The following is a 13,384-nucleotide window of genomic DNA, read 5'->3' on the forward strand; positions in this document are numbered from 1 at the left end:
CATTCAAAGTAGCCTGGGAGTGCAATTCTCCTCGGGCGGCGTCCGCTCCCAGGTCAGTATGCGCAACCCGCAAATGCGCGCCCATAAGGTCAGGGCTTCATACCGCAGGCGTGGAACATCGGGCAATATCCAGATTTCCGAAATGCGCTTGTCCTCACGCCAGCTGCATAAGAATAGCCGGATGGCAGCTTCCATGCCTGACGAGAGGGTCCTCATCTGCAAACAGAGAAGCATGCCTGCTACTTCGGGCGAAAGCCAGTAAACGTATCCTCCTCCGCAAAATACGTCATCGAGCGCCTCCAGCAGATTCAATGGAAAACACGACAGCGGGCAGTTTCCGGAGAGAAGGAGAATATTACGCTTTGCGCTGGGGTGGAGCGAAAAAAAAAGCTTACGATTACGCCTGACCAGTTTCTTGAAAGAGCGGCCCCGGCCGAACGACCCCCCGCCCTCATGCTGTATATGAGCGTCCGGATGCACGCCCACTCGCCAACCCCGCTTGTTGAGCCGGCGCCCAAGATCGACATCTTCATAGTAGCCGCGGCCGAATGCCAGATCGAAACCACCTGCATCCCGGAATATCTCCCGACGGATGAGAAACGCGTGACCCCGAAGGCGGTGTGTCTGAATATAGCCGCCTGGCTGCCGCACATACCGATTCAAATCATATCCAGCAAAATCATTCCCCGTGGGGATGATGACTGCCAAGCGGGAATCAGCGACGAATGCTGTGTATAAGAGCGGTAAAAAATCTTCGCTCACTACGGTGTCGGAGTTCAGGACCAGCACGTAGCACGCGTCGGATCGACCGATTGCTTCGTTTACCGAAGCGCCGAAACCCTGGTTCTCCCGGGCGTGATGCACACGTATGTGCTCGCCCGGCAATTGATCCAGCATGGCTCGGGTTTCCATGCCCGAGGCGTCATCCTGGATGAAAATAAAGCGTATGGATTGGCTCAGGCATGCAACGACCGAATCGATGCAGTGCCGTGTCAGCACCGGTGCATTATAGACGGGGATTACCACATCGATGGGCGGCATCGCCGGCATACGGCTCAGTAACCTCCTTGAGAACACTACCAGCGAAGCCGGCTAATCAGACAAAAGCGAAATCTTTGGTGTTGCTTTGCAGCTCAGGCTGACTCTGGTTTGCCTTTGGCTGCACTTGTCCTTCCAGCAGCCCAACATAACGCGATAACACATCCGTATCCCCCACATCAATCATTTCCTTGAGGAAACGTTGACGATGCTCTTCTATATAAAAAGAACCACAACCCTGGGTAAGGAATTTTTCCATGTGCTTATACACATCATCGCGGCAACGCAATTCTGCTTCCGGCAGGTACTCAGCTAGGGCCGAGCGACCGGCATGCAGGTAATCCGCCGCCAGCACGGGCTTCCCGACCTTTACCGCCTCGAATACCACAGAGGTGGCAAGATCGATGATGACATCTGCCCAGTTCATCAGATGGATGGAATGAAGGCCGCCGCCTGCCACTTGCACATTGGGCAAACGCCGGAGCGAAACATCTTTTGTCAGGGACTGCTGCCAGCCGCCCCGGGTATGCGGCTTTATTATAAGCTCCACTCCCGGAAAGCCTGCCACTATGCGCACTACCTCTCCCACTTCTTCCCAGAAAGTGGAAAAGTTACTCTTTCTCAGGAACATCACCACCTTGAGGTTGCTATCGGAACGCGTCAGCGGTGAGGGCGGCATTAGCGTTGCCAGTTTGGCGAGCCACTCATCGCAGTAGCGTGGAGAACCGAGTACCGCAAGTTTCTGGTTATCCATGAAAGGACGAAAGCGTACTGAGCATAACTCGTTCGGCACCACAACCTTCTCGAAAATGCCGGCGTTTGCAAATGTGGTATCCGGCTCCAGCCGCAACTCGCGCCGCCGGATCAATTGACTGGCGTGGGGACTGTCTCCATGCGGCAGCGATACCGTACCCAGACCCATCCCGCGCGCCGTCGACAATACCACCTTGACCCATTCCACACAGATGGAGGAATTGCGTTCTATCCAGTCAAACACCACCACGCCTTCCTCATTCTCTGCAAAACTCCGGGTCAGCAGGCGCTCTGCCGTGCGCTGCCAGACCGGCTCGCGCCGCTTGGCGTCATAGACCTCCTCCAGTTTCTTCATGATCGGCCCGATGAAAGGGCGGCGCAGGCTGCGGATCAGTATCAGCGTCTGGAAAAACCATCTGACAAAGTCGTGCGGAGGCAATACATCCGCGATATAGGCCATCCGCACGCCCTTCAGGCCTTTCAGGAACTTGATGCGATAATCCGTGCGGAACCGCGAGTTGCCGATCAGAACGATGTCGCAGGTATGACCCTTGCCGGTCCATTTGTAAATGACCGGTGTAATGTGATCGATGTCATTATAATGACGAAGGAAAAATAAAGCTTTCATATCAGCATACCTATTCCTTGGACGCAAGCAATACGCTGCATCTCCTCATTTTGAGGCACTTCAGACATTCTCCGGAAAAATCTTGTAATTTTACACGGGCTGATACCGATTTTACTAGCATTGCAGATGTTTTTACTTCCCCGGCCTTCTGTTAAAATGGAGTCATCATTGAGATATTAATCCGATTTTCGCAGCATCCCCGTTGCGGCCGCCAGTATATAGCCCTACAAACCACTCACTGTACAGTCCCCAATGCCTGATGCGCACCTTTCGCCCCTTTAAAGGGGCAACCTATCCTGATAAATAAAGGCAGTCATCAGTTCAAAGTGAAAAGCTCCTGTTTCATCGCCTTCAATTAACACAAATCCCCCATGAAAACAATCGCTGTCATACCAGCTCGCATGGGTTCGTCCCGTTTTCCAGGAAAACCCATTGCGAACCTGCTGGGCCGAACCATGCTCGAACATGTGTATAAACGTGTCTCCCTGAGCAAGGCGCTCGATGCAACCTATATAGCTACCTGCGATGACGAAATACGACGCGCGGCGGAGAATTTCGGTGCGCCGGTGATTATGACGGCGGATACCCACGAACGTGCGAGCGACCGGGTGGCCGAGGCGGTGGCAGAAATCGAGGCTGAACTTATCGTCATGGTACAGGGCGATGAACCGATGACTCACCCGGAGATGATCGATGCAGCGGTGGAACCGTTCCGGCATGATCCGGAACTGGGGTGTGTGAATCTCATGCGGAGCATCGATAATAAAGCGGATTTCTACGACTTCAATACAATCAAGGTTGTCACTAATCAGTGTGGCGATGCACTCTTCATGTCGCGTCAGCCGATCCCGACTGTACCCGCGTCCGCCCTGTCTGCCGGCTCTGATTTTCCGCATACTCTGGCCTTCAAACAGGTGTGCATCATTCCTTTCCGTCGCAAAACGTTGCTCGAATTCTCCAGGCTGCCATCCACGCCGCTCGAGAAGCTTGAATCGGTGGACATGCTGCGGCTACTGGAGCACGGTTATCGTGTAAAAATGGTGGAAACCCGGTTCAACACTCAGGCCGTCGACACTCAGGCCGACCTGGAGCGTGTAGCCAGACTGATGGAGAAAGATCCTTTACTCGCATCATACTGAGGTGGGCTCTATAATTCTCTCGGACGCAACTTCATTTCTCAAGGCTCATACGTGCAATTAAAAGCAAAGCTGGCCCGCAATGCCTTGACTATCGGCTCCTGGATCACTTTGGGGCATCCTTCCATCGCCGATATCATGGCTGCGGCGGGATTTGACTGGCTGGTGCTGGATACGGAACACAGCGTTCTGGAACTGGGCGAAGTTCAGATGCTGATCCAGGTGCTCGACGGCCGTGCATGTCCCGCCATCGTGCGGCTGACGTCGAATCATCCTGACCAGATCAAGCGAGTCATGGATGCAGGGGCAACAGGCATAATGGTGCCCATGATCAAAACGGCGGCAGATGCCGAAGCGGCCGTAAACGCAGTATATTATCCTCCACGTGGACAGCGGGGCGTCGGTCTCGCGCGCGCCCAAGGGTATGGTGCCCGATTTCAGCAGTATCGCCACTGGCTGGAAGAAAATGCGGTCATCATTGCGATGATCGAGCATATCGACGCGGTCGATGCCATCGATTCGATTCTTTCCGTTCCGGGAATCGATGCTTATATCATAGGTCCCTACGATCTTTCGGGATCACTCGGCCGTCCCGGAGAACTCGATGACCCGGAAGTCCAGGCTGCGATAGAACGGGTAAAAGATGCCGGGCGACGCGCAGGCAAGGCAGGCGGGATTCATGTAGTTGAACCGAATCTAGAACAGTTGCGCCGCAATATCGACGCGGGTTTCAGTTTTCTTGGCTATGGCCTGGATATCCGCATTCTCGATACCATCTGCCGCAGTCATTTGCAGAACGTCAGGGAAGGCCTATGAACAAACTTGCGATCTCTACCTCGTCATTCGATGTCACCCATAATACTGCGCTCCGGCATTTACAGGAGAAAGGCATACACATTGCCGAAAACGGTCATAAGCGGAAACTTACCGAGGATGAGGTTATCGCCCTGCTGGGCGAAGATACGGTGGGGATGATCGCAGGCGTGGAACCTCTCACAGAGCGGGTTTTCTCCTGTGCCAGGAGCCTGAAAGTCGTATCGCGCTGCGGCAGCGGCCTCGACAGCGTCGATCTTGGCGCAGCGAAGCGGTACGGAATCAAAGTGTTGAATACGCCTGAAGCTCCCGCCCAGGCGGTTGCCGAACTCTCGCTGGCCCTTATAATGGCAGCATTGAGGAAGGTATGCCAGACAGATAAACTGGTTCATGCGGGGCAGTGGCCCAGGGCCCAGGGAGGCCTGCTGGCTGCCCAAAAGGTGGGAATTGTGGGACTCGGGCGGGTGGGATCACGTGTAGCCCGGCTGTGCCGTGCGTTTGAAGCGCAGGTGGTGGCGCACGATACTTATGTCAAGGAAGTGCCTGCGGGAATGGAAGGCGTGAAACTGGCACCCTTTGAAACCTTGATAGCCGAATCGGATATTATCAGCCTGCACCTGACCTACGACGCGGACACTCATCATCTGTTGAATGAAAAAGCATTTGCGCGGATGAAGCCTGGCGCGATCGTCGTCAACACGGCCCGGGGTGGTCTGATAGATGAAGCAGCGCTGGCCGACGCCCTGAACAGGGGACGGCTTGGGGGAGCGGCAATGGACGTTTTCGAGCAGGAACCATATCATGGCCCGTTACTGCAATGCGATAACGCAATTCTGACGTCCCATATCGGCTCTCTTGCAAAAGAATCGCGGCAGCGCATGGAACTGGAAGCCGCGGAAAATCTGGTGCGCGGATTGATCGAAGCGGGTGTGGTGGAAAAAGGTTAAAACAGCAGATGTCCAGCGAGATTGCCATTGTCTATGGCGCCAGTGGTTTTCTGGGTAGCCATGTCGCCGACGCGCTCTCTGCCTCGGGCTATCGGGTGCGCCTGTTCGACCGTTCTCCATCGCCCTACCAGCGCGCGGATCAGGAGATGATCATTGGCGATATCATGGATCTTGAGCAGGTGAAGGAAGCAGCTCACGGCGCCGGCGTGGTCTACAATTTTGCCGCCATTGCAGATATCGACGAAGCGCAGGAAAAACCCCTCGCTACCGCGACCATCAATGTGCTGGGTAACATGCATATCCTGGAAGCAGCGCGTCTTGCCGGCGCCCGGCGCTTCGTCTTCGCAAGCACGATTTATGTCTACTCCGAGTCAGGTTCCTTTTACCGCGCCAGCAAGCAGGCAGCGGAACGTTTCATCGAAACCTACCACGAACGTTATGGCCTGGAGTATAGTATTTTGCGCTATGGATCGCTCTACGGCCGACGCGCCGATGCGAGAAACGGCATCTACCGGATGCTGTACGAAGCGCTGGAACGGCACTCGATTACTTATCACGGCAGCGGGGAAGCAATCCGGGAGTACATTCATGTGGAAGATGCGGCACGCATGAGCGTGCAGGTGTTGGGACCGGAGTTCGCGAATCGCCATCTGATCCTGACCGGGCAAGAGCGGCTGCACATCAAGGATGTGATGACGATGATCTCGGAAATCATGCCCTGGAAAATCGACCTGCGTTTCGACGAAGCACGGGCGGGACATCATTACGAAGTAACACCTTATGCATACCAGCCGCGTATCGGCCGCAAGCTGGTGCTGAACGAGCATGTCGATCTGGGGCAGGGACTGCTGGATTGTCTTCAGGATATTCACCAGAGCATGCATCGTTCGGATGAAGATGAGGAAGTCATACCTTTGGCCTCGGATAATAAGGCATGAAGACTACTGCATGGCAAGCGATCATCTTCGACTTCGACGGGGTCGTGGTCGAATCAGGGGAAATCAAGACACAGGCGTTTGCCAATCTCTACCGGGAATATGGCGAAGTGGTAATGGCCGAAGTTGCGAAGTATCATGTCCTGAACGGCGGCATGTCGCGTTATCAGAAATTTCGTTACTTTCAGGAAGCGCTGCTGGAAAAATCTCCGCTTACCGCGGAGGAGGAGCGGCAACTCGATCAGCGTTTCTCCGAACTGGTGGTCGAAGCTGTGATTGCCAGCGCCCCGGTTCCAGGCGCAGCGGAGCTGATCCAGCGTGAAGCTGGACGAATTCCCTTGTTTGTTGCATCCGGTACGCCGGAAACTGAATTGAATACGATCGTTGTTCGCCGTGGTCTGGGGTCCTATTTTACTGCTGTGCGCGGTTCACCCACTCCCAAGCAGAAACTGATCGCGGATATCCTGACTACCCATCGCCTCCTGCCAGAGCGCGTGCTGATGATCGGAGACGCCTTGATCGATTATCAGAGCGCCATGGTCAATAATGTCGCGTTTATAGGCCGCGTACGGCCTGGCGATCAAAATCCTTTTCCAGCTCATGTAGATGTGCTACCCGACCTGAGCCCGTTACTCCTTTGAATAAAGCCTCATGAACAGCGCCCCGCCGCATGCTCCACTCACTCCACGTCAAGCGGCCAGATACAAAACTGGGAATGCTTTAAATATATAACCTTCAAGGGCTTGTTCCATTTCGGGAGCTGATTGCAATATGGCGGGTAGCGAAGAAAAACCTCCTGTCAAGGCGATTATTCTGAGCGCCGGCCAGGGACACCGGTTGGGCCCATTGACAACCAGTATTCCCAAATGCCTGTTGCCGATTTCAGGTAAACCGATCATCGAATGGCAGATCGATGCCCTGCTGTCAACGGGGATCAATCAGGTGACAGTGATCACTGGTTTCCAATCCTGCCTGATTGAAACTTTGCTGCAACATCGTTATGGAAACGATGGAAGGATCGAGACCGTTTTCAACCCTTTTTTCAGTATTACGGATAACCTGGTAAGTTGCTGGATCGCACGCGCGGCCATGGATGGCGACTTTCTGCTTCTGAATGGGGATACGCTGTTTGAGGAAGTTTTACTGGCGAGAGTGCTGAACTCTGATCCAGCGCCTGTTACGCTCGGTGTAGATCAAAAGCCTGTCTATGATGCGGATGACATGAAAGTCCAATTGGATGAAAACGGATGGGTCAGACATGTCAGTAAAACCCTGCCGGCAGATCAGATCGATGCCGAATCTGTCGGCCTTGTTCTTTTCAGGGAACGTGGGCCGCTGCTTTTTCGTGATACCTTGGAGGAAGCGCTGCGACATCAGAGCGGACTCAAAGCCTGGTACCTCTCCATAATAGAGAACCTCGCCAGCAGACAACTGGTAAAAGCGTGTTTTGTACCGGAAAGCTCGTGGTGTGAAATTGATTTTCCCGCTGATCTGATAAAGGCAGAAGAGCTCTTCAGCGAGAAGAAGCTGAGTAGAAGCGTAACCATGCAGCGCTAGGCGGCAGGCCTGTTGTATTTAGTCTCGACAGTTCGTCTGAGATTAAATGCCAGAAGTTTTCCCAGTCGCTGCTCGCCAACCGGACCGCCTCCCACTCTCTGAATGATATCCAGGTCAGGCGCCTTGTTGGCCTCCATTATGCACGGTCCACTATTGAGCAGGGCAACATCCCATCCGATTACCACCTGATCGGAAAAGGCGCTGGCATGAGCGTATTGTACAAGATCGACCAGGGCAGGCCAACATGGAAGCCTCCGGTGCAGGATCTGCACCCCCGTCTCGCAATGGCGCTCATACCATCCATCAGCAGTTGCGCCCCATGCGCCACCGGTTCCTCTTCCCAATTCACCGGTGCGAATATCGACATTGGCTGCAATTCCTCCAGCGTGAAAATTGTCCACTACCACAGATTTTTTCCGGGCCATCCGAAAAACTGTATTGGTTACTTCAAACTCGCCCCGTTCGTTACGGCAGCTTATTACCCGCACCGTCGCCAACGTACCATTGGCAAGGTCCGCGATATCCTCATGATTCAGAAGTCGAGGCTGAATCAGGAAAGCTTTTTGCCCCGACTCCAGCCGCAAACGCTCCAGCAGCTGATTTCCGGTCAGAATCTCGCCATCGTTGCGCCGGTACTGCCCTGAACCCAGGTAAATCCAGCGGGTGGCATTTCTACCGCCCCGGCCGTGCGATGGCTTCACAAAGAGATCGGTCTCCGGCAGTTCGGGGCCATTCCAATCCACTGCTGTGACCTTCCCTCCCATGATCTTGAAGAAGACAGGGGCTGTCATGATTCCATGCTCACGGCAGCGAGCCATGAAGCGCGATTTGTCGGAAATGCAGGGCGTGCTTCGTTCGGCCGGCAGAGGGAGACCGCCATTGTAATCACGCAGGAAGCGATAAAGTCCGGCCTTCGTTTCGAGGCGATTCAGGTACTCTCCAGCGTGCCGCTTCTTGTCATCGTCATGCAATTCGAAGATGTAGTACCATGGAGACAGGATCGCAAAGCGGAGTGCAAGCTCGATCTGCTCGCGAATCTGCCGGATGATACCCTTTCCTGTCCGCCTTTTTATGGCAGACCCGTTGAGCGTGGTGAAAACGGCGGTCACAGCCATGATGACGAACGGCACGGCTGGCAAAACCGCGCATATCACGACCTTGTCGCGTAACCTGATCTCGCGCCAGATCTCGTGCTGGAAGCAGCGGTGGATAAACGTCGCTGTGGAGTTGTCGTCTTTACGCAAGCGGGCAAAGATCCACATGGCACCGCTCAAGTCCCGTGTGATCCTGTCGATACCCGGGTCATTCACAATCTTCATGATCCTTCGGCTTCATTGCAGAGATGGAAAAAATGGCAATAGCGTGTATTTCGAGTCCCGTCTACACACCGAAGAACCTGGAGCGAGTCGGCAGATCAGATGGATCTTCGAAAGCCATACCTGAGGGTAATCAAACTTCAAATCGATGGATTAACAGCGTTTTGTCATATCGAGGCGAATTTTTTCACTGGGTAGCAGAAGCGTATGTACGCCAGCGCACATAATCGAAGCTGTTTTTCCATGACCATCCATGACCATGAGTGCCAATTGTCGGAATATGACCAGTGCGACAGAAAGGGGCCGCAAAGACAGCAAGAAATATGAGCCTGCCGTCTTGAAGATGTCGCCTTGCTCTCCATGTCTCAGTGCCTTAACGTCTGTCGCCGCAGTTCATGCATCTCATCCTGCAAAAGGCACACTGGCGACTGCAGGGATTTATTCATGACTTCATGGTATTCTGGAAACTTTACCGGAGCCGCCGTTGGGGTTGATCCTCATAGTCGGGTCGATTCCGCATATCCACATATCGGGCCTCGCCAGCAAAATATCCTTTAAAAGCTTCTAAATGATCAGCGTTCCACCCTCCGGTACGGCAATCCTGAATCCCACGATGCGGAAATTCGGCGCACCGGAGACAATCATTCATCAATTTCAGTATTGGATCGTCATGCTGCGTCCGATCCAGTTGACATTGGGTTCTCTCGTTCTTGCTGCACATGAGCCAGCCCGCTCCTTCTCCCAGCTTGGTCAGGAAAGCTTTACCGAGCTTCACAAAGTAACGGGTCAGTTGGAATCGGCTTTGGCTAAGGCATTCAACTACGACAAGCTCAACTACCTGATGCTGATGATGGTCGACCCGGATGTGCATTTTCATGTCGTTCCGCGATATGTGGAAAGCCGCTATTTCAACGGCCTGGAATTCATCGATTCCGGCTGGCCGGGTCCGGCCGACTTCAACAAGGCTACAAAGACAGACGCTGACACCAATCGGCTGATAAGGGAGCACCTCATCTCCTGTTGGCCGTGATAATGTACGCCTCTTCAGAAACCCTAGGAAATTCGGCTATCGCCGCATTCCCCGCTCCCGATCAGATATCCGTTCCGCCACCGGTTATTGGCACCTGCCCTCGTCGTGAACTCCGGTAGTTTTTTTCCGGTATTTTGTCTATGTTGTACATATCATCCACATTTCGAAGCGAATGACACGTTCATGCAAAAGAGATGCTCTTCCCGCCGAGCGTAGCCGTGTCGAACCCATTCCCTAATCGAGAAGCAAACCATATATGACACAACTCGTTCTGCTGCGACATGGAGAAAGCGTCTCGAACCGCGACGGATGCTTTACCGGGTGGGGTGATGTCCCATTGACGCCCCGAGGCGAACGGGAGGCGGAGCAGGCGGGTGATCTTTTGAAAAAGTCAGGGCACAAGTTCGATATCTGCTTCACCTCCGAACTGAGCCGCGCGAATGACACGCTCCGCATCGTGCTATCGGTCATGGGGCAGGATGAACCGGTGGTGCAACGGAGTTGGCGCTTGAATGAACGTCACTACGGGGCTCTGGAAGGAATCAATCGCTGGGAGGCAATCAGAAAATACGGCTTTTGCCCTATCCTCAGTTCGCAATGCCGTTTTGATGCGCCCCCACCTCCACTTGATCCCACCGACATCCGCTTTCCCGGAAACCAGCCGTGCTATGCAACCATCGATCCCAGGGAACTGCCGCTTGGCGAGAGCATGCAGCAAGCCCTCACGCGAATGCTGCCTTACTGGCAGCAAACAATCGTGCCGGAAATCCAGCGCGGCAAGCGGGTGCTCATTGTCGCCCACAAGCATATCCTGCGGGCGCTGATGATGCAGTTGGATGGCTTATCCATTATTCAACTTATAAAACTGTCAGTTGCCAGGGGCCGCCCACTGATCTATGAGCTTGACGATAACCTGCATCCCATCCGGCATTACTACGCAGACACCGGATTGACCGGTCATACAGGTTGAGTGTTGAACAGAAGACGCAGCCGATATCCCGATGCCGGAATCATAGCTGGATCAGACGCTCCAGCGCTCTCTCCTTTGCCGGAAATACCAGCCTGGCAAACCCAGGTTTTCGGGTAGTCGCCGAGTAATGAACTTGTGCTGCAAAATGTGGGGAAGTACAGATGGATTCCAGGAATTATCTGCGAGCAGGATGCATACAACCAGCAGAAGCGAAAAAAGCAAGACAGAGAGAACTTGATATGGTTTCCACAGGAACAGGAAAAAATGCTTGAGCTGGCTGAAGTTGCCCGACGCCCCCTATTTTCGGATCGCAGTCGTTTTGCAGTCACAGGATTATTAGCCGCGTTCCTCGATGGACTGCTGTTCGAGGTGCTGATGAGCTATGGAGCGAGCCTTGCCCTGTCGCATATCGCGGGCTTCTTCGCGGCTGCTACTCTCCACTATTGGTTTATTTCGAAACCGCGGCTCTTATACGACCTCGCGGGTTATTCCAGATGGACTGAATTCGGCCGCTTCCTGGTTGTCTGTATGCTGACGCTCTCCGTGCGCGGCGGCATATTAGCGGTGCTGATCCAGGCCTGGCATATACCGCCGATTGCGGCCATACTTCCGGCAATCGCGGCAACAGCCGTAATACTGTATCTGGGATCTGTTTTCTACGTGGTTCCCATCGGGAATCCCGCGCCCTCGCTTGACACAGACTGGCGTACCGCCTCGTTCGGGATCATCGCATTTGTCATCCTGTTGCGCCTCATCTACATTGGCGTGGCGCAACTGATTCCCGATGAAGCGTATTACTGGAATTACGCCCAGCACATGGATCTGAGTTTCTACGATCATCCGCCCATGGTTGCCTGGCTGATATGGCTTGGTACGTCCATTTTTGGAAACAGCGAATTTGGCGTCCGGGTCGGTGCATTCCTGTGCGGCTTGATAACGATGGGTTATTTATTTGCACTCACGCGCAACCTGTACGATAGCGCAACGGGGATTCGCGCTGTGCTACTGCTCGCGATTCTTCCCTTTTTCTTTGCCACGGGCGCATTGATGACGACAGACGCGCCGCTCGTGGCCGCGTGGGCGGCAACCCTGTACTATCTCGAGCGGGCCTTGATCGCCAATCAGGGGCGGGCCTGGCTCGGGGTAGGCATTGCCTTCGGTCTGGGTATTCTCTCCAAGTATACCCTGGGTTTGGTGGGGATTGCCGCATTGGTTTTTGTGATTATCGATCCCGTTGCACGCCGCTGGTTGCGCCATCCTTATCCATATCTCGCCGTATTGCTTGCGCTGCTATTGTTCTCTCCCGTAATCATCTGGAACATGGAGCACGGCTGGATGTCGATATTGTTCCAGTCCGGCCGCGCCAGGGGCATAGGAGATAACGAGTTCGGACTATTCGAATTGATTCTTCATTTTGCCGTACTGCTTACGCCGGCCGGTTTGCTTGCTGCCGCGATAGCATTGCTGCCCAGTAATGATCAGAATAACAATTCCTCCATCTGCAGGCGCCACCTGTTCATTACGGTATTCACCGGCGTACCACTGGCCATTTTCCTGATTCTCAGCATTTTCGATACCCAGCGGTTCCATTGGACTGGTCCATTGTGGCTTATGGCACTGCCTGCCATGGCCTGGATGATGGGAAAAACACGAAGTTTCTCCGGTAGTCCGACGATTTCGGATCGTGTAACGGCAGCCTGGAAACCGACTATCCTGGCATGTCTGGTTTCCTATGCGATTGCGCTGCACTACCTCGTTCTCGGCTTCCCGGGCATCCCCTACCAGGGTATATATAAAGGCTTCCCCGAGCATTATTTCTGGCGCCAGGCAACGGCGGGCATCGAGCAAATTGTAGAGAATACGCGGCGACAGACCGGCCAGGAACCCATCGTCGTGGGCATGAGCAAGTGGTCCGTATCAAGCATCCTTACTTTCTATAACCGGGGCAAACCCATGGAAATACGCTCGCGCAACATGTTCGGCGACAGCGGGGCGATGTACGAGCTCTGGTACCCATCGGAATCCCCTACAACCCGACCTGTCATTCTCGTCGGCATGTGGCAGGATAATCTTGAATGCACCCGAAATAGCATCGAGATCGGGAGCATGCTTGTCGACCCTGGCCCGGTTCGGGAGCTTGCAATCGTCGAGGATGGAAAACCATTGCGTGGCGTGTATTATCGCGTTGCGCATGGGTACCTGGGCAAGCAATATCAGCAAGTCTCGCCCAAGTGCGCAGAGGGAAAACACACATAGCCGGC

The 13,384-nt window shown here is 54.1% G+C and carries 12 protein-coding genes; 9 read left to right on the plus strand and 3 right to left on the minus strand.

The window, feature by feature from the left end:
- Positions 1-3: 3 nt before the first annotated feature.
- Positions 4-1,050 carry a glycosyltransferase family 2 protein gene (locus tag AC52W5_RS12565; protein WP_495671226.1) on the minus strand — a complete coding sequence of 349 codons (1,047 nt, stop codon included), beginning with the start codon at positions 1,048-1,050 and terminating at the stop codon, positions 4-6.
- 46 nt (positions 1,051-1,096) lie between these two features.
- On the minus strand, positions 1,097-2,419 hold the full coding sequence (locus AC52W5_RS12570; RefSeq protein WP_495671227.1) for a hypothetical protein: 1,323 nt from the start codon (positions 2,417-2,419) through the stop codon (positions 1,097-1,099).
- A 371-nt stretch (positions 2,420-2,790) separates the two neighbouring features.
- Here AC52W5_RS12570 and AC52W5_RS12575 point away from each other — a divergent pair, with 371 nt between their 5' ends.
- From AC52W5_RS12575 to AC52W5_RS12600, 6 genes are all read left to right on the plus strand, one after another.
- Positions 2,791-3,558 (plus strand): 3-deoxy-manno-octulosonate cytidylyltransferase, encoded by a 768-nt coding sequence (locus tag AC52W5_RS12575; RefSeq protein WP_074972526.1) that lies wholly within the window; start codon positions 2,791-2,793, stop codon positions 3,556-3,558.
- A 51-nt stretch (positions 3,559-3,609) separates the two neighbouring features.
- Positions 3,610-4,371 (plus strand): HpcH/HpaI aldolase family protein, encoded by a 762-nt coding sequence (locus AC52W5_RS12580; protein ID WP_495671228.1) that lies wholly within the window; start codon positions 3,610-3,612, stop codon positions 4,369-4,371.
- On the plus strand, positions 4,368-5,315 hold the full coding sequence (locus AC52W5_RS12585) for a phosphoglycerate dehydrogenase (RefSeq protein ID WP_495671229.1): 948 nt from the start codon (positions 4,368-4,370) through the stop codon (positions 5,313-5,315). The genes AC52W5_RS12580 and AC52W5_RS12585 overlap by 4 nt, the downstream gene beginning before the upstream one ends.
- Before the next feature lie 8 nt (positions 5,316-5,323).
- The gene (locus AC52W5_RS12590; RefSeq protein ID WP_495671230.1) at positions 5,324-6,253 is read left to right on the plus strand and encodes an NAD-dependent epimerase/dehydratase family protein; all 930 of its coding nucleotides are present in this window, start codon (positions 5,324-5,326) and stop codon (positions 6,251-6,253) included.
- Positions 6,250-6,891 carry an HAD family hydrolase gene (locus AC52W5_RS12595; protein ID WP_074972533.1) on the plus strand — a complete coding sequence of 214 codons (642 nt, stop codon included), beginning with the start codon at positions 6,250-6,252 and terminating at the stop codon, positions 6,889-6,891. The genes AC52W5_RS12590 and AC52W5_RS12595 overlap by 4 nt, the downstream gene beginning before the upstream one ends.
- Positions 6,892-7,021: 130 nt before the next feature.
- Positions 7,022-7,807, plus strand: coding sequence for a phosphocholine cytidylyltransferase family protein (locus AC52W5_RS12600; RefSeq protein WP_495671231.1), 786 nt, complete (start codon positions 7,022-7,024; stop codon positions 7,805-7,807).
- Here AC52W5_RS12600 and AC52W5_RS12605 read toward each other — a convergent pair.
- The gene (locus AC52W5_RS12605) at positions 7,804-9,126 is read right to left on the minus strand and encodes a sugar-transfer associated ATP-grasp domain-containing protein (protein ID WP_495671232.1); all 1,323 of its coding nucleotides are present in this window, start codon (positions 9,124-9,126) and stop codon (positions 7,804-7,806) included. The two genes, AC52W5_RS12600 and AC52W5_RS12605, sit on opposite strands and share 4 nt — an antisense overlap.
- A gap of 565 nt (positions 9,127-9,691) precedes the next feature.
- Here AC52W5_RS12605 and AC52W5_RS12610 point away from each other — a divergent pair.
- The 3 genes from AC52W5_RS12610 to AC52W5_RS12620 all read left to right on the plus strand — a co-directional run bounded on the left by AC52W5_RS12610 (position 9,692) and on the right by AC52W5_RS12620 (position 13,379).
- A complete protein-coding gene (locus AC52W5_RS12610) occupies positions 9,692-10,153 on the plus strand; it encodes an HIT family protein (RefSeq protein ID WP_081363448.1) in 462 nt (153 codons plus the stop codon).
- 256 nt (positions 10,154-10,409) lie between these two features.
- The gene (locus AC52W5_RS12615) at positions 10,410-11,123 is read left to right on the plus strand and encodes a 2,3-bisphosphoglycerate-dependent phosphoglycerate mutase (RefSeq protein WP_074972537.1); all 714 of its coding nucleotides are present in this window, start codon (positions 10,410-10,412) and stop codon (positions 11,121-11,123) included.
- Between the two features lie 264 nt (positions 11,124-11,387).
- Positions 11,388-13,379 carry a glycosyltransferase family 39 protein gene (locus tag AC52W5_RS12620; protein WP_495671233.1) on the plus strand — a complete coding sequence of 664 codons (1,992 nt, stop codon included), beginning with the start codon at positions 11,388-11,390 and terminating at the stop codon, positions 13,377-13,379.
- The last annotated feature ends 5 nt before the right edge of the window (positions 13,380-13,384 follow it).

Source organism: Nitrosospira sp. CT (assembly GCF_059489795.1).

Bases quoted from the DNA above. Each gene is read 5' to 3' on its own strand.
- AC52W5_RS12610 (WP_081363448.1), top strand. From the start codon at position 9,692: ATGATCAGCGTTCCACCCTCCGGTACGGCAATCCTGAATCCCACGATG.
- AC52W5_RS12605 (WP_495671232.1), bottom strand. From the start codon at position 9,126: ATGAAGATTGTGAATGACCCGGGTATCGACAGGATCACACGGGACTTG.
- AC52W5_RS12620 (WP_495671233.1), top strand. From the start codon at position 11,388: ATGCTTGAGCTGGCTGAAGTTGCCCGACGCCCCCTATTTTCGGATCGC.
- AC52W5_RS12575 (WP_074972526.1), top strand. From the start codon at position 2,791: ATGAAAACAATCGCTGTCATACCAGCTCGCATGGGTTCGTCCCGTTTT.
- AC52W5_RS12570 (WP_495671227.1), bottom strand. From the start codon at position 2,419: ATGAAAGCTTTATTTTTCCTTCGTCATTATAATGACATCGATCACATT.
- AC52W5_RS12565 (WP_495671226.1), bottom strand. From the start codon at position 1,050: ATGCCGGCGATGCCGCCCATCGATGTGGTAATCCCCGTCTATAATGCA.
- AC52W5_RS12615 (WP_074972537.1), top strand. From the start codon at position 10,410: ATGACACAACTCGTTCTGCTGCGACATGGAGAAAGCGTCTCGAACCGC.
- AC52W5_RS12585 (WP_495671229.1), top strand. From the start codon at position 4,368: ATGAACAAACTTGCGATCTCTACCTCGTCATTCGATGTCACCCATAAT.
- AC52W5_RS12600 (WP_495671231.1), top strand. From the start codon at position 7,022: ATGGCGGGTAGCGAAGAAAAACCTCCTGTCAAGGCGATTATTCTGAGC.
- AC52W5_RS12590 (WP_495671230.1), top strand. From the start codon at position 5,324: ATGTCCAGCGAGATTGCCATTGTCTATGGCGCCAGTGGTTTTCTGGGT.
- AC52W5_RS12595 (WP_074972533.1), top strand. From the start codon at position 6,250: ATGAAGACTACTGCATGGCAAGCGATCATCTTCGACTTCGACGGGGTC.